We start from the raw sequence: 15,695 nt of genomic DNA on the forward strand, positions 1-15,695 counted from the left end.
TATGCCGTTTGGTCGGCCCAGCCGGGTGGGCCGGTGTCACACTGGGCGCGTGACCCGGGCCGACCGGCTGAGCGCCCTCGACGCGATCTTCCTGCCGATGGAGACCGACACCCAGTCGCTGCACGTCGGGTCGGTGCTCGTCCTCGAAGGTCCCGCGCCCGACCCGGAGGTCTTCCGGGCGCTCGTCGCGGCACGGGTCGCGGGCGTGCCGTTCCTGCGCCGGCGGGTGCTACGGATGCCGCTCGACCTCGGCCGCCCGATCTGGGTCGACACCGCGGACTTCGACCCCGCCGACCAGCTGCGACACGCGGCGCTCGACGCCCCCGGCGACGAGCCGCAGCTGCGGACTCTGGTGGCGCGGATCATGGCGCCGCGGCTGCCCGCCGACCGGCCGCTCTGGGAGCTCTGGCAGGTCGACGGCCTCGAGGGCGGACGCTGGGCGGTCGTCGCCAAGGCCCACCACACGATGGTCGACGGCCGCTCGGGGGCCGACCTCGTCCAGTCCCTCCTGACCCGTGTGCCGGACGGCCCGCCCCCGACGGCCACCACCGGCGCCGTGCGGCGGGCTCCCTCGCTCGGCGCCCTCGCGCGCGACCTCCTGACCTGGGTCGCGCTCCTGCCCGTGCGCGCGGTCCGGCTCGTCGCTCGGTCGCTCCGCCACCCCCGCGAGGCGCGACGGCGCGTCGAGCAGGTCCGCTTCGGGCTGTCCCAGGTGCTCCGGCCGGACCTGCCACCCTCGGTCCTCGTCGGCCCGCTCGGCGCCGAGAGGATCTGGGGCTGGGCCGCAGCCGACCTCGCCGAGGTGGCCGCGCTGGCCCGGTCTGCGCACTGCACCCTCAACGACGTCTTCCTTGCTGCGCTCGCGGGTGGCTACCGTCGCTACCTCATGGACCGCGGGGAGGCCCTCGATGCCCTGACCCTCCGCGCGATCGTGCCGGTGTCGCGCAGGTCGCCCGGACGTCCCGCGCGGCCGGGGAACCTCGCGTCGGCGATGTTCGTGGAGCTGCCCGTCGGCCTCGCAGACCCGGAGGACCGGCTCGCCGCGGTCGCAGCGCGGACCTCCGAGCAGAAGTCGCGGGCCGTGGCCGACGCGACGGCGGCCGTCGTGCGCCTGGCGGACCACATCCCGGCGCCCTTGTTGGCGTGGGGAGCCCGCGCCTACGGCCGATCTGGACAGGGCCGGGTCAACGTCGTCGCCTCGAACGTCGCGGGCCCGTCACAGGCCCAGTACCTGGCGGGCAGGCGGGTCCTGGCGATGCTGCCCTACGTGCCCGTCGCCGAGGAGGTCCGGGCGAGCACGGCGATGCTCACGTATGCCGGCCGGCTCACGATCGGGGTCACCGGGGACGCTGCGGCCCTGCCCGACGTCGACCGACTCGTCGAGGCCATCGGACGGGAGCTGCGCGACCTCGTGGCCCGCGGCCGGGCGCACGGCGCGCCGTGACCGCCGACGGCGCGCCACGGCATACGACGGGGTGGGACGGGTGGCCGCGCCGCCCCTCGCCCGGCGGTTCCGGCCTCAGGTCGGAGTCACGTCGTCGGTCACGTGCAGGTGGGCGCGCTCGCCGTCCTGGTCGAAGATCGTCAGGATCTCGACGGGGCTGTCGTGCGCTCCGATGGCGTGCGGCACCATCGTCGAGAACTCCGCGGCGTCGCCCGCTTGGACGAGGATGGTCCGCTCGCCGAGCCGGAGCCGGGCGGTCCCGGACAGCACCGTGAACCACTCGCGTCCGGGGTGGACGCCCAGCTGGTCCGTCGCCGCCTCCCGCTGGGGCTCGATCCGCATCTTCGCCACGGTCACCCCGTGGAGGGCGCGGTCGCGGGAGAGCAGCCACGTCGTGCGACCCGGCGCGTGGGCGGGCAGCGGCCGGATCACGACGTCCTCGTCGTCGCCGGCGTCGACGAGCTGGTCGAGCGTCGTTCCGAGCGCGCGCGCGATGGGGACGAGCTGGTCGAGGGCGATCCGCCGGTGCCCCGTCTCGATGCGGCTCAGCGTCGACGGACTCAGGTAGCAGCGAGCCGCCAACGCGTCGAGCGACCACCCGCGCGCGAGCCGCAGTCCGCGGATGCGCTGGCGGATCACCGCGTCGAGATCGACTTCTTGCGTCATGCGCAAGAGTGTATGTCTTGGGCGCATGGCCGATCTACCGTGGACCCATGGCCCACGACCATCCTCAGCACAGCGACGCGCGCGACCACGCTCACGACCACGCTCATGACGGCACTCACCCAGACCATGACGCCGGGCTGGCGGACCTGCTCGACCTCGATGCCGAGGTGCTCGGCGCGTACCTCGACGAGGTGACGGCCTGGGCCGCGCAGCACGCCCCGGACGACCCCCGCAGGGTCGTCGACCTGGGCGCCGGCACCGGGACCGGCACCAGGGCGCTCGGGCGGCGCTTCGCCGCAGCCCGGCTCGTGGCGGTGGACCGCTCCGAGGCGATGGCCCAGCGCCTCCGCATCGCGGCGGACGAGCCCGGGCTGGCGGGCCGCGTCGAGGTCGTCCTGGCGGACCTCGACGGCGTGTGGCCGAAGGTCGGTGCGGTCGACGTGGCGTGGGCGGCGTCATCCCTCCACGAGCTCGCCGACCCGGACCGCGTGCTCCGAGACGTCCACGCCGCGCTCCGCCCCGGGGGCCTGCTCGTGGTCGTCGAGATGGACACGCTCCCCCGCTTCCTGCCAGACGACCTCGGGACCGGCAGGCCGGGGCTCGAGACGCGGCTGCACGACGCCCTGGCGAGGGCCGGCTGGAACGCCCATCCCGACTGGCAGCCCGCGCTCGAGCAGGCCGGGTTCGAGGTCGCCGCGCGGCGCACCTTCACGCTCGACGCGAGTCCGGCCCCTGCGAGGGCCGGTCGCTACGCGCGCGCCTACCTGAGCCGCGTGCGGGGCGCGCTCGACGGGCAGCTGGCGGCCGATGACCGCGACACCCTCGATCGCCTCCTCGCGCACGACGGTCCCGACTCGCTCCTGCGTCGACGCGACCTCGTCGTCAGCGGGACGCGGACCGCGTGGGCGGCCCGACGCCCGCTGCCCGTCTCAGCCGCGCCCGTCTCAGCCGCGCCCGTCTCACCCGAGTCGACCTCGGCCCCGGACGACCCCTTCTCCGCGGCGATGGAGGCGTTCGTGACGATGCGCGTGCTCGGCGACTCGAGGCACGGTCTCGACTCGCTGCTCGACGCGCCTGGGGAGCCCGCAGCCGGGCCGTGACGTCACGGGCGGTCTCCTCATCGGCGGCCGGCTGGGGGAGGATCGGGGTATGCGGATCGACCTCAACGCCGACCTCGGCGAGTCGTACGGCGCCTGGGTGCTCGGTGACGACGAGGCGATGCTCGACGTCGTCACGAGCGCCAACGTCGCGTGCGGCTTCCACGCGGGCGACCCGCTGACCCTCCGCACGACCTGCCGGTATGCCGCCGAGCGCGGTGTCGTCGTCGGCGCGCAGATCTCCTACCGCGATGTCGCGGGGTTCGGCCGGCGGTTCATCGACATGGAGCCGGAGGAGCTCGCCGCCGAGGTCGTCTACCAGCTCGGCGCGCTGGACGCGATCGCCCGGGTCGAGGGCACCCGCGTCTCCTACGTCAAGCCGCACGGCGCGCTCTACAACGCCGTCGTGCACCACGAGGCCCAGGCGGAGGCCGTCGTCCGCGCGGTGCACGCCCACGACCCGAGCCTGCCCATCCTCGGGCTGCCCGGCGGCGTGCTGCTCGACCTCGCTCTCGAGGCAGGCATCCGGACGGTGAGCGAGGCGTTTGCCGACCGGGGCTACACGAGCGAGGGCCGGCTCGTCCCGAGGACCCAGCCCGGCGCCGTCATCCACGACCCCGACGTCGTCGCGCACCGGGTGCTGCGGCTCGTCACCGAGGGCGTCGTCGAGTCGGTCGACGGCGTCGACGTCGAGGTCCGCGCCGACTCGGTGTGCGTCCACGGCGACACCCCGGGCGCGGTCACGATGGCGCGGGCGACGCGGACCCTCCTCGTCGAGGCCGGGGTCGAGATCGCCCCCTTCGTGTGAGGCCCGATGGCCAGTCGACCTGACGAGCCGGTCCGGGTCCTCCCGGCCGGCGACCGTGCCCTCGTCGTCGAGGTGCGTGGCATCCGTGAGTCGCTCGCCCTTCATGCACGCCTGCGGCCGCTCGTCGACGCGCGCGACGGCGTGGGCGCGTCGGTCGAGCACCTCGTCGTGGCCGCGCGCACGCTTCTCGTCGTCACCCGCGCCGAGGCCGACCTCGGTCGCGTCGCCGACGGAGTCAACCGACTGGCTGACGACCTCGACGCCGAGGTGCGCGAGCTGCCGGTGGGCGAGGTCGTCGAGATCCCCGTGCACTACGACGGGCCGGACCTCGACGAGGTCGCCGCCCACACCGGGCTCACGACGCGCGAGGTCGTCGAGGCGCACACGGGATCGACGTGGCGGGTCGGCTTCGGCGGGTTCGCGCCGGGCTTCGCCTACCTGTTCGGCGGGCACCCGGCGCTCCACGTCCCCCGCCGCACGGATCCCCGGACGCGAGTTCCCGCCGGATCGGTCGCTCTCGCAGGGGAGTTCAGCGGCGTCTACCCGCATCCGTCCCCGGGCGGATGGCAGCTCATCGGGACGACCGACCTCGCCGTGTGGGACGTCCGCCGCGACCCGCCCGCACTCCTCGTCCCGGGGGCGGTCGTCCGGTTCGTCGAGCGGGCACGCCCACGTGACACCGCCCACCTCTCCACCGAGCCGCCCCGCCCTCGTCCGGAGCCCGCGCCTCGCCGCGCGCTCGAGGTCCTCGCGACCGGTCCCCTGACGCTCATCGAGGACCTCGGCCGTCCCGGGCTCGGCGACGTGGGAGTGGGCCGGTCGGGGGTCGCCGACCGAGCGGCATACGCGCTCGGCGCCCGTCTCGTCGGGCAGGACGCCGGGCCCGCCGCGCTGGAGGTCACCCTCGGTGGTCTCGCGCTCCGCGCCCACGGCGACGCCCTCGTCGCCCTGACGGGGGCGGCGTGCCCCGCAACGGTCGACGGGCGGGCGGTCCCGCACGCGGCGCCGTTCCACCTCGACGACGGTCAGGTCCTCCGGCTCGGTATGCCGCCGAGCGGGCTCCGCACGTACGTGTCGGTCCGCGGCGGCATCGACGCACCGCCCGTGCTCGGGTCACGGTCGACGGACACCCTTTCGGGGCTCGGGCCCGCTCCTCTCGCGGTCGGTCAGGTGCTCCCCGTCGGCCCGGCGCCGCGGACCTTCCCGACGGCGGAGGTCGCCCCCCAGCCGCCGGCCGCTAGCGACGTCCTCGTGCTCGACGTGCTCCCGGGGCCCCGGACCGAGTGGTTCGCCGACCCGGGGACGCTCGCCGAGCACGACTGGGTCGTCTCCGGACGGAGCAACCGCGTGGGCCTGCGCCTCGAGGGGACGCCGGTCGAGCGGCATACGGCCTGGCGGGACCGACAGCTCCCGAGCGAGGGGCTCGTGCGGGGGGCGCTCCAGGTGCCCCCGAGCGGGGAACCCGTCCTCTTCCTCGCCGACCACCCCGTGACGGGTGGCTATCCCGTCATCGGCGTCGTCCGCGACGCGGCGGTCGACCGCGCGGCCCAGCTCCGCCCCGGCGACCGGCTCCGTCTCCGCTGGGCTTGAGCGGACCCGCGCTCAGCGAGGCGGGATCTCGCCCGAACCGCGTGGCACGAGGGTCGGCTCGATGACGACCCGTCGTGGGGGCGCCGTGTCGCCGGCGATGCGCGAGAAGAGGAGGCGTCCCACCTCGGCGCCGATCTGCGTAACGTTCTGGCGCACGACCGTCAGGGGCGGGTCGAGCAGGTCCGCCAGGGGGAAGTCGTCGAAGCCGACGACCGCCACCTCGTGGCTGAGGCCCAGGGAGCGCAGCGCCCGGGCGGTGCCGGCGGCGAGGTCGTTGCGTGCGGCGAAGATCGCCGTCGGGGCGGGTCCCTCCCGGAACAGCGTCCGGACCTCGTGCTCGGCCGAGGCCGCCGTGCGCAGGCCGGTGCGCTCGAGGGCCGGGTCGGACGTGATGCCCGCCGCCGCGAGCGCCTCCCGGTAGCCGCGGACGCGTTGCGCGGCCGTCTCGATCTCGACGAGGTCGCTGAGGACGGCGATCCGGCGATGACCGTGGCCGATGAGGTGCTGCGTCGCCTGGCGCGCGCCGAGCAGGTTGTCGACGGTGACCGAGTCGGCGTCGACGCCGTGGGGGGTCCGGTCGACGAAGACGACGGGCAGCCCGGCGCGGAGCTCTCCGGCGAGGTACTCCTGGCGACTCGTCGCGGGCATGAGGACGAGCCCGTCGACGCGGCGGGAGACGAGGTCCTTGACGAGCACGCGCTCGCGGTCGGCCTCTTCGTCGAGACTGCCTGCCAGCACGGCGGTCGACGCGTCGCGGGCGACGTCCTCGATCGACCGGAGCAGGCTCGCCGAGAAGCTGTTGCTGAGGTCCTGCAGGAGCGCGCCGACCGTGCCGGTGCGGCCGCTGGTCCGACGGAGGTTGCTCGCGTGGACGTTGTGCGTGTAGTCGAGCTGGGCGACGGCCCGGGTCACCCGGTCGCGCACCTCGGGCGAGACGCCGGCCTCGTGGTTGACGACACGTGAGACGGTCTTGAGACTGACCCCGGAGAGGGCCGCGACGTCCCTCATGGTTGCGCGGCCGACCGAGGCGCGAGGGTCGACGGCACGCGGGTCGGCGGGAGACATCGTTGTCTGGTCCACGCCACCATGTCTATCCGGAGGCTCCTCAGACGGGCAAGTCCTTCGCCGTGTGATGCGCGACAACGTTGTCGCGCGACCGGTCCGCGAACGGGCGCGTGCAGGGCAGAAGGGGAGCCCCGGGGAGGGTCGGCCCCCGGGTCGCTCGCACTCTTCCCGCGTCGCGCGATGCATGTCTATCCTGACCTCGTGGGGCCCGGTCCAGAAGGCGGCCGGTATCGAAGGGAGTCTGTGCAGGTTCTGGCAGGAGCGGCACGATGCAGCGCAACGAGCTTCACCCATCTGGTTCTGTTCACGCATCCGTCGCGGGGCTGACGCAGCCCTCGACAGTGGCCACGGGTGAGGAGTCGCTCACCGAGACGGAGGCCTTCATCCTCGAGACGCTGGAGCGCCTCGACAAGGCCGACACCGAGACCGAGAACCTCAAGAAGGCCCTGGAGCACAGCCGTGACATCGGCGCGGCCGTGGGCGTGCTCATGGCGTTCGAGAAGCTGACCCAGGACGAGGCGTTCGAGCTGCTCCGGCACGCGAGCCAGGACCAGAACGTCAAGCTCTATGCGCTGGCTCGCGAGGTCCTCGACACCGGGCAGCTGCCCGCTCCCAGCCACGGGCCGGACTGAGGCTGTCGCGCGGCGAAGACCGTCGCAGCGCCGCGGTCAGGTGCGCGACATCCGGAGCTCGAAGGCGCCTGAGTCGCCGAGCTCCTTCGTGGCCCCGTCGGTCTCGAAGCCGAGCTTGCGGTAGAACGCGATGGCGCGCTCGTTGCCCTCGAGGACCCAGAGGTATGCCGGTCCGTCCGGCAACATCGCGTCGGTGAGCACCTGCGCGGCCCCCCGGCCCTGGTGCTCGGGTGCGACGTAGAGGGACCAGAGCTCCGTCGGCGCGGGCGCGTCGTCGTCGCGGGCAGCGGCGACACCGATCCACCCGATCGCGACGCCGTCCTCGTCCCGGGCGACCCACGTGGTGCAGCCCTCCGGTGAGGTACCGAGCCTCTCGTGCGCGAGCGCCCGCATCCGCCACCGGGCCGTGCTCTCGGAGTCGTCACGCGAGTCCAGGACATCGGCGGGGAGGAGACCGGCATACGCCTCGCGCCAGATCCGGTTGTGCAGGGGGCCGAGCGTCTCGGCGTCCGTCTCGCGCAAGGGGCTGAGCTCGTAGGCCATTGGCGCAGGGTAGTCGAGCCGGTCGGCGGGCGGTGGCCGCCATCCCGAGCGGTGACGCCTTAGGCGCTCCGACCCTCGGCCATCCCGGGCAGAACCGGGCCCAGCTGCGCCCCGAGCTCGTCCGAGTCCCGCATCGCCAGCTGGCGCAGGCTGCCGTTGCCGTGCCCTGGCGCGAGCGCCAGCTCGGGGTGCACCGGCAGGACCATCGTCACCTCGGCCCCGCCCGCCCACGAGCGACCTGCCTCGATCCGGCCGCCGCGCCGGGTCGCGATGTCGACGACGATCCCGATACCGAGCCCGGTCTGCGAGAGGTCGTCCCGGGCCGCGCCCAGACGGTCCGAGGACGTGGCCCCGTTGATCGCGACGATGAGGTCGTCGGAGAACCCGGGACCCGAGTCGGCCACGCCGATGGAGATCGTCTCGTCACCGGTCCGCGACGCCCAGAGCCGGATGGTGTCGCCGGGACCGGTGTAGCGGATCGCGTTCTCGACGAGCGTGTCGAGGCCGGCCCGGAGCCGCTCGGGCGAGCCGTGCAGGAGCCCGCCCCGGGCCTCGAGCAGCCAGACCCGGTCGGCAACCGTGGCCCAGCGCTCGGCCGTCTGGGCCAGCACGGCGTCGACATCGAAGGTCGTGGTCTCGAGGTCTCCGCGGACGCGCATGCTGCGCACCAGGCGCTCGCAGACACGCGTCAGGCGGGTCAGCTCCTCGTCGACGACCCGCAGGTCGGCGGCCTCCTCGGGCTCGCGACTGCGCCCCATGATCACCTCGAGGTAGCCGCGGGCGATCGTGAGCGGCGAGCGCAGCTCGTGCGAGGTGCGTCGCGTGAGCAGCTCACGGGCTCGGGCCTCTCGACGCTCCCGCTCGGCGAGCACCGTCACCGCGGCGAGCGCCCGGTTGCGTCGCCGGACGTGCCAGACCATGAGTCCGATGAGCAGGAGCATGAGCGGGATCTCGGCCGTCTCCTGCCAGTCGATCACGCCGGTCGCCGCACGGTCGACGATGATGACGCCGGTCACGAGAGTGAAGGCGCCGAGGCTCCAGGCGGTGAACCGCCCGCTCCACTGCTCGAGGCCGTAGCAGAGGGCGAAGGTCGCCCACCCGAGGTGGTACGGCACCGTCTCGGTGCCGGGGAGCACCCACATGAGCGCGCTGCTGGCGAGTGCGACGACGACCCAGACCACGAGCATCGGGCGGCTCATCGCTCAGTCCTCGTAGAAGCAGTAGCCGACGCGACGGATCGTCTCGATCGGGACGCGTGAGCCCAGCTTGGTCCGCAGGCGCCGCACACACACCTCGACGACGTTGCTGCCCGGGTCGAACTCGAGTCCCCACACGTCGTGGAGCAGCTCCTCCCGCCGGCAGACCTCCCCGTGCCGGCGCATGAGGTGAGCGAGCAGCGAGAACTCCCGCTCGGTCAGGCTGACGTCGGCGCCGCCCGACCGGGCCCGCCGACGGTCGAGGTCGAGGCGCACGCCGCCCGCCGTCAGGAAGCGGTCGTCGCCGGGCGCTCGACGCCCGCCGAGGTTGCGCCGGACTCGAGCGAGCAGCTCCGCCAGGCTGAAGGGCTTGGCCACGACGTCGACGGCCCCTCGCTCCAGGGCCTGGACGCGGGCGCCCACGTCGGTCACGCCGGAGATGACGATGACCGGCGCGTCGTTCTGGCGCTCGACGAGCATCGCCAGGACGCTCAGCCCGCTCCGGCCCGGCATGACGAGGTCGAGCAGGATGAGGTCGACCTGCCGGGTGTCGAGCAGGTGAAGCGCAGCGTCCCCTGACGCCGCGGTCACCACGACATGTCCTTCCGATGTGAGCGAGCGCGACAAGAGCTGTCTGATGCGCTCCTCGTCATCCACCACCATGACCGTGCTCATTGGTCCCCCCTCTGAGACCGTCCGAGTATGCCCACACCCGGTCCCCGCCGTGAGGAGAACGCTGACAAAAGGCTGGGAGCGCAACACGATGAGTCCCCTTTTGTGTGATTCCGTCCCCGCAACATGACGGCAACATGACGACGGGGTGGCAGGAGCGTGACCGGGACCTGATCCAAAAGGACACCCGTGATGACGGCTCCTTGACGATCCGGTGAGGGTCGAGTCACCCGACGGAAAGCGCGGCCTCCCGACTGCGACGCTCGCGACAGCGTCAGGCGTGGAGTGCGCCTGACGAGCGAGACGTGGGAGTCACCGTGGGTACGTCGAAGCGAAGCAAGCCCCTCACCTCCGTGCTGTGTGCTGTGGTCGCCATGACCACGGCTGCACTGACCCAGCTGGGGATCCCGGCGGCCTCGGCAGCCGCGCCGCCGTCGAGCGGTGCGGCACCGTCCGCCGTGGCGCCGCTCGCCACCGGCGACCCCGGCAGCATCACGCTCAGCGTGAAGAGCGCTCGTTCGGTGAACCCGGCGGTCGCGGGACTGCCGAAGGAGGGCGACGCGGTCACGGCATACCGCTGGATGATCAACGTCGACGACACGGGCGACCCGGGAACGGCGTCCTCGCCCGGCTACGACAGGTGCCTCCCGGCCCGCGCCCCCGGTGGCAGCTCGGATCCCGGCTACGCGGACACGTGCCCCTGGCCGTCCGTCCGCACGACCTCCGGCCACTCCGCCATCGTCGCCCAGGGTGACGAGAGCGACCTGTCGACGGCCAAGGCCCTCGGGAACCTCCCGCCCGGGAAGTACCTCATCTCCGTGCTCGCCGACGGCTACAAGATCGACGGCGAGCACTTCACCGTCGCGTCCGGCGCCGTCACGAAGGTCACGGTCGAGATGCAGCCGACCCCGCTGCCGCTCGCCACGATCCGCATCCAGGTGTTCAACGACAACGCCCCCGTCGACGGGACGTACGAGATCGGCGGCGAGCAGGGCCTTTCGGGCTTCACCGCGAACCTCTCCGACGTCCTCGGCCCGGTCACGACCGACTACTTCGGCAACGCCCTCTGCACGGTCTACAAGCACGCCAACACGAACGGCACCGGCCCGATCCTCTACGACAGCGCCGGCAAGCCGATCGTCGACACGACGAAGTCGACCGGATTCTGCACGAGCGACGCGACGGGCCAGATCGTCATCCCCAACCTCGGCCCGAACCGCTACGGCGCGACCGTGAGCCCGCCCAAGCCCGTCGCCGGCCAGGCGTACCAGTGGGTCCAGACAACCACCCTCGAGGGCGGCCACGATCACGACATCTGGATCCAGGAGGGAGACACCGGATACGACTCCGAGCTCACGAAGGGCGCCGAGAAGGTCCCGGCCGTCCAGTTCGGCTTCGTCGCGACGAAGTCGCTCACGGTCCCGACGACGAACCCGCCGACCGGCGAGGTCAAGGGCGTCGTCGTCGGCGGCCTGCCCTACATCGGTGGCCAGAACGGCCAGGTCGTCCCCGAGACGGGCTTCGCCGGAGCCAAGTCAGACGGCCCGATCGCTCGGCCCTGGGTCGCCCTGTCCGACCTGTCCCGCGGCGACGCCGCCGTCTACGTGGGCCGCGGCGCGGCCAACGGCTCCTTCGACATCACGAACGTCCCGGACGGGACCTACCAGCTGACGGTGTGGGACGACGCCCAGGACTACATCCTATGGAGCTTCAACGTCGAGGTCGCGAACGGCGACGTCACCGACGTCGGCAACACGATGATCGTCGGCTGGTTCACCCACATCACGGGAACCGTCTTCATCGACGACAACGGCAACGGCAAGCGCGACCCCGGCGAGCAGCCGGTGCCCGGGTTCACCCTCACGGTGCGCGAGCGCGACAACTCGCTCATGGACCAGTACACGAACCTCACGACGACGAACGACCAGGGTCTCTACGACATCAGGGAGGGCTACCCGCTCGGCAAGTGGCTCGTCCTCGAGGCGTTCAACACCCGCTACCGGACGACGGGCGTCACCTACCAGGCGGCCAACGAGCCGGATGAGACGACCCAGCTCGGCGGACTCGTCGACATCGACTTCCTCCCGATCATCGGCCTCCGCGGCCGGATCGACTGGGGCGTCGAGCCGTACGCGTCCGGCCAGAACGGCGGCATCGCCGCCACGGTCTCCTACGACGTGACGCGCAACGAGTACGACCCCCGGTATGCCGTGAGCGAGGACTACCAGCCCGGCATCCCCGACGTGCCCGTCCACCTCAACGCGACCATGCCGTGCACCGCGACGACCGATGCGGAGAAGGCCAACTCGTGCAAGAACGGCCACGCCATCGTGCCCCTTCAGGTTCCCGACCCGAACGACCCGACCGGCGCGACGATGGTCGACAACCCCGACCCGGAGCGCGGAGCCTTCGTCAAGGGTCCCGAGGTCAACACGGCCTACACGTCCGAGGAGTGGGCTGCTCCGCGTGGCTGCACGGCCCGGCAGTACAACGGCCAGCCGCTCACCGACCAGCTCGCGCTCCCCGAGTTCGGCACGGACGCGAACCGGCTCTGCGTCGAGGCCCCGATGATGGGTGTCACCGTCGGCGCGTCCGACGCCCCAGGTGGGGCCCAGACGGTCAACGGCAACTACGGGTTCGCGACGTCGACCATCAACCTCTGGCCGCCGACCGACACCGTCCACAACCCTGACGGGCTCGCGCTCTACGCGCCGCTCGGCAAGGACGCCGACGGCAACCAGATCGAGCAGGACCTGCGAGCCCAGGACTACGTCGTCAGCGTCGAGATCCCGACCGACCCGGTCGACGGCAAGCCGATGTACCAGGTGACGCGCGAGGAGGACGTCAACGTCTTCGACGGCGACACCTACCTCCCGCAGGAGAACTTCCCACCGGCATCGGTCTCCGCAGCCGAGGGTGGCGCCGGGGCCCCTGCCCCGAAGCCCGACCAGCCGCCGTCTCAGGGCGCGGGCCTGATCCCGCCCTGTGCCGGGGCCCTCCACACGGTCAGCGTTCCCCAAGGCGCGTTCCTCGACGGCGGAGGCAGCCCCTTCGAGGGCCAGGACCGCCCGCTCTGCGACGCCAAGCTCGTCACCGTCCGCGATGGGCAGGCCGTCGCGCCCAACTTCAACCTCCACACGCCCGTCCCGCTCCCGACGCACTTCTGGGGCCTGACGATCAACGACCTCGGCCTCAGCCTCGACAAGCGCAGCGCCAACTTCGGCGAGGCGCAGGGGCTGCCGTTCGTGCCGATGGGTCTGTACGACTGGTCCGGCCGGCTCGTCGACACCGTCCACACGGACTTCAACGGGTTCTACGAGGCGCTCGAGCCGTCGACCGGCACGTACAACTGCCCGGTCCCGGCAGGCCCCTGCCCGAACATGTACCGCTTCGTCGGCAACGACCCGGGCCAACCGGGGGCCCTCAACGCCGACTACAACCCGAGGTTCCGCACGATCGGGACGAACTTCCAGGGCTGGCCGGGGCTCTACACCGTCACCGACACGGCGCCCACGCAGGCGGCGAGCACGGTCCTCGCCCCCGGAACCACGGCCGTCAACCCGACGATGTGCGACCTCGGGGCAACCGTCCCGCAGCTGCTTGCGGTGAACCGCCCCTACGTCCGCTCCGGCGACGTCAACCGCACCGTCGTGGTCGACGGGTTCGGCTTCGGCGCGACCCAGGGCTCCGGCTCGGTCCGGGTGGGCGGCGCGCTCGTGACGGCGACGGCCTGGAGTGACACGAGCATCTCGGTCACGCTGCCCAACACGGCGGCCTTCCGGGGCTCGCTCCGCGTCCAGATCACCAACAACGCCGGGAGGTCGAGCGCCAACGGGCTCACCGTCTGGGGGCTCGACGACGCCGTGAGGTCCGGGTCGGGCCCGACCAACCCGCGCCTCGCCGAGGTCGGCCCCGGCAAGGCCTACCCGACCGTCCAGGCGGCACTCGAGGCCGCGACCCCGAGCACGAGCTCCACGCAGCGGTACTGGCTGGTCGTCGTCTGGCCGAACGCGCAGACGTCCGCCAACCCGCGGGGTGAGTACAACGAGAACGTCATCGTCCACCACCAGGTGGCCATCCAGGGCGTCGGCCCGGGCGGCTTCCGGCCGGACAAGACCTTCGTCCGGGGCTCGATCCTCGACGGGCAGGGCTTCAACCCCGACTTCGACAACGGGGCCGCGTGGATCGCGCTGCTCGGCTCGCTCCGCTACTCCGGCCCGGCCGCGGTGCCCGATGGTGCGGTGGTGACAGTCCTCGACGACCCGGACCGTGCCGGCATCGTGCCCTCGAGCTTCCCCGCGATCGACGGCCTCCAGATCACCGGCGGCTCGCAGGCCGACTTCCCCGCCAACGTCAACACGCTCGGCGGGGCGGTGAAGACGCCGTACGGCGCCGCTGGTGCGCTCGTCTCACAGGGCGGTGGCGTGTACGTGCACTACAACGTCAACGGCCTGCGGATCAGCGACGACCTCATCGTCGGCAACAGCGGCTCCTACGGCGGAGGGATCCGCGTCGGCACGCCGTACGTCACCGGCGGTGACAACCGCAACCGCAACGTCGTCATCTCGGACAACCAGATCCGCGACAACGGCGGGACCAACCTCGCGGGAGGCATCGGCCTCTTCGCCGGGACGGACGGCTACCTCGTGACCCGCAACGCCATCTGCGGCAACTTCTCCGCGGAGTACGGCGGTGCCATGACGGTGTACGGCTACCAGTCGCACAACGGGCTGAGCGGCACGATCTCGGCCAACACGATCTGGTTCAACAGCTCCTACGACGAGGGTGGCGCAGTCATGCTCGCCGGTGAGCTGCCCTCCGACCCGAGCCAGCTGTCCGAGGGCACCGGGCCGGCGACGATCGACGGCAACACGATCGTGGCCAACCTCGCGAGCGACGACGGCGGCGGCATCCGCCTGCTCCAGGTGAGCGGCTCGCACCTCGCCAAGAACCGCCTCGAGACGATCCGGATCACGAACAACACGATCGCCGACAACGTCTCGGCCCACGAGGGCGGCGGCATCGCGCTCGACGACGCAGCCTTCGTCGAGATCGTCAACAACACGGTCGCCAAGAACCTCACCACGGCGACGGCGATCACGAGCGACGGCCGACCGGCACCGGCCGGGCTGGCGACGGGCGAGAACAGCGACCCGCTTCAGGCAAGGCTGCGGACGTTCAGCGGTGCGGCCGTCCTCGGGGCGACGACGTACAGCAAGCCCACGCTGCTCAACGACGTCTTCTGGGACAACCGGGCCGGCTCGTTCGACGGCGGCTACGTCTACGGCATCGGCGGCACCCTGCCGAACGGCACGGCGGGCGGGATCCTCAACTGGGACATGGGCGTCTCCGGCGGCGGGTCGCTCCACCCGGTGAACTCGGTCATCCAGACGACCCAGGGCACCGACGGCGGCGCCGCGACGACGGTGACCGACGCCCCCGGCCTCAAGGACCCGTTCGACGTCTCCGTCAGCGTCCTCGCCTCCCGCACGTACCCGGCGTTCCGGCAGGCGGCGATCATCGCCGAGCTGCTGCCGCCGGCCCTGCAGGGCGACTACCACCTCACCGGCTCGACCTCCCCTGCCTACGGGCGCGGCGCGGCCAGCACCTCGGTCGTGTGGGGCACGAACTTCACCCAGACGGTCACCGCCCCCGCGCTCGACATCGACGGCCAGAGCCGTCCGTCCGGCACGCGGTGGGACGCGAGCTCCGACCAGGTGAAGCCATGACCCTCCCGGGGCGCGCCTCCCCCCCGAGAAACACCCACCCGCGCCCCGGGAGCCGGGGCACCAGCCCGGCATCCCCTGCACGAGCGATCACCACCCGCCGGACCCGACCCATGTGGAGCACACGATGAACGAGAACTCTCACCAGGACGGCCCGAACCGGCGTGCGGTGCTCCTCGGGGGAGCGGGCGCGGTGGGCGGCGCCCTCCTCGGGTCGCGCCTGCTCGCCGGGACGCCCGCCCGCGCCTCCGCCCCG

11 protein-coding genes are annotated in these 15,695 nt (G+C 72.5%); 6 read left to right on the forward strand and 5 right to left on the reverse strand.

Annotated elements, in window-relative coordinates; genetic code table 11:
- Positions 1 to 49 precede the first annotated feature (49 nt).
- Positions 50 to 1,444 (forward strand): wax ester/triacylglycerol synthase family O-acyltransferase, encoded by a 1,395-nt coding sequence (locus N865_RS12355; RefSeq protein ID WP_034806236.1) that lies wholly within the window; start codon positions 50 to 52, stop codon positions 1,442 to 1,444.
- 75 nt (positions 1,445 to 1,519) lie between these two features.
- Here the strand turns inward: N865_RS12355 and N865_RS12360 are convergent, their stop codons facing one another.
- Positions 1,520 to 2,110 carry a helix-turn-helix domain-containing protein gene (locus N865_RS12360; protein WP_034806239.1) on the reverse strand — a complete coding sequence of 197 codons (591 nt, stop codon included), beginning with the start codon at positions 2,108 to 2,110 and terminating at the stop codon, positions 1,520 to 1,522.
- A gap of 47 nt (positions 2,111 to 2,157) precedes the next feature.
- On the opposite strand from N865_RS12360, the gene N865_RS12365 reads away from it, so the two are divergent.
- The 3 genes from N865_RS12365 to N865_RS12375 are packed head-to-tail and all read left to right on the forward strand — an operon-like array spanning position 2,158 to position 5,605.
- Positions 2,158 to 3,210 (forward strand): class I SAM-dependent methyltransferase, encoded by a 1,053-nt coding sequence (locus tag N865_RS12365; RefSeq protein ID WP_157557677.1) that lies wholly within the window; start codon positions 2,158 to 2,160, stop codon positions 3,208 to 3,210.
- Between the two features lie 49 nt (positions 3,211 to 3,259).
- Entirely contained in the window at positions 3,260 to 4,015 is a 756-nt protein-coding gene (locus tag N865_RS12370; protein ID WP_034806242.1) for a LamB/YcsF family protein, read from the forward strand.
- A gap of 6 nt (positions 4,016 to 4,021) precedes the next feature.
- Entirely contained in the window at positions 4,022 to 5,605 is a 1,584-nt protein-coding gene (locus N865_RS12375; RefSeq protein WP_034806245.1) for a 5-oxoprolinase subunit B/C family protein, read from the forward strand.
- 12 nt (positions 5,606 to 5,617) lie between these two features.
- Here the strand turns inward: N865_RS12375 and N865_RS12380 are convergent, their stop codons facing one another.
- On the reverse strand, positions 5,618 to 6,685 hold the full coding sequence (locus N865_RS12380) for a LacI family DNA-binding transcriptional regulator (protein ID WP_245603745.1): 1,068 nt from the start codon (positions 6,683 to 6,685) through the stop codon (positions 5,618 to 5,620).
- Positions 6,686 to 7,011: 326 nt separating this feature from the next.
- Here N865_RS12380 and N865_RS12385 point away from each other — a divergent pair, with 326 nt between their 5' ends.
- A complete protein-coding gene (locus N865_RS12385; RefSeq protein ID WP_034806248.1) occupies positions 7,012 to 7,302 on the forward strand; it encodes an ANTAR domain-containing protein in 291 nt (96 codons plus the stop codon).
- Positions 7,303 to 7,338: 36 nt separating this feature from the next.
- On the opposite strand, the gene N865_RS12390 is transcribed toward N865_RS12385, so the two are convergent.
- Genes N865_RS12390 through N865_RS12400 form a run of 3 tightly spaced genes read right to left on the reverse strand, consistent with a single transcriptional unit; the run spans position 7,339 to position 9,716 of the window.
- Entirely contained in the window at positions 7,339 to 7,845 is a 507-nt protein-coding gene (locus N865_RS12390) for a GNAT family N-acetyltransferase (RefSeq protein WP_034806251.1), read from the reverse strand.
- A gap of 59 nt (positions 7,846 to 7,904) precedes the next feature.
- Positions 7,905 to 9,044: a sensor histidine kinase gene (locus tag N865_RS12395; protein WP_034806254.1), complete on the reverse strand. Its 1,140-nt coding sequence runs from the start codon at positions 9,042 to 9,044 to the stop codon at positions 7,905 to 7,907.
- Positions 9,045 to 9,047: 3 nt separating this feature from the next.
- Positions 9,048 to 9,716, reverse strand: coding sequence for a response regulator transcription factor (locus N865_RS12400; RefSeq protein ID WP_034806257.1), 669 nt, complete (start codon positions 9,714 to 9,716; stop codon positions 9,048 to 9,050).
- A gap of 371 nt (positions 9,717 to 10,087) precedes the next feature.
- Between N865_RS12400 and N865_RS12405 the strand changes: the two genes are divergently transcribed.
- Positions 10,088 to 15,442, forward strand: a complete 5,355-nt coding sequence (locus N865_RS12405) for an IPT/TIG domain-containing protein (RefSeq protein WP_157557678.1) — start codon at positions 10,088 to 10,090, stop codon at positions 15,440 to 15,442.
- The last annotated feature ends 253 nt before the right edge of the window (positions 15,443 to 15,695 follow it).

The organism is Intrasporangium oryzae NRRL B-24470, from assembly GCF_000576595.1.
GTDB classification, from domain to species: domain Bacteria; phylum Actinomycetota; class Actinomycetes; order Actinomycetales; family Dermatophilaceae; genus Intrasporangium_C; species Intrasporangium_C oryzae.

Bases quoted from the DNA above. Each gene is read 5' to 3' on its own strand.
- N865_RS12360 (WP_034806239.1), bottom strand. From the start codon at position 2,110: ATGACGCAAGAAGTCGATCTCGACGCGGTGATCCGCCAGCGCATCCGC.
- N865_RS12365 (WP_157557677.1), top strand. From the start codon at position 2,158: ATGGCCCACGACCATCCTCAGCACAGCGACGCGCGCGACCACGCTCAC.
- N865_RS12370 (WP_034806242.1), top strand. From the start codon at position 3,260: ATGCGGATCGACCTCAACGCCGACCTCGGCGAGTCGTACGGCGCCTGG.
- N865_RS12375 (WP_034806245.1), top strand. From the start codon at position 4,022: ATGGCCAGTCGACCTGACGAGCCGGTCCGGGTCCTCCCGGCCGGCGAC.
- N865_RS12390 (WP_034806251.1), bottom strand. From the start codon at position 7,845: ATGGCCTACGAGCTCAGCCCCTTGCGCGAGACGGACGCCGAGACGCTC.
- N865_RS12395 (WP_034806254.1), bottom strand. From the start codon at position 9,044: ATGAGCCGCCCGATGCTCGTGGTCTGGGTCGTCGTCGCACTCGCCAGC.
- N865_RS12400 (WP_034806257.1), bottom strand. From the start codon at position 9,716: ATGAGCACGGTCATGGTGGTGGATGACGAGGAGCGCATCAGACAGCTC.
- N865_RS12405 (WP_157557678.1), top strand. From the start codon at position 10,088: ATGACCACGGCTGCACTGACCCAGCTGGGGATCCCGGCGGCCTCGGCA.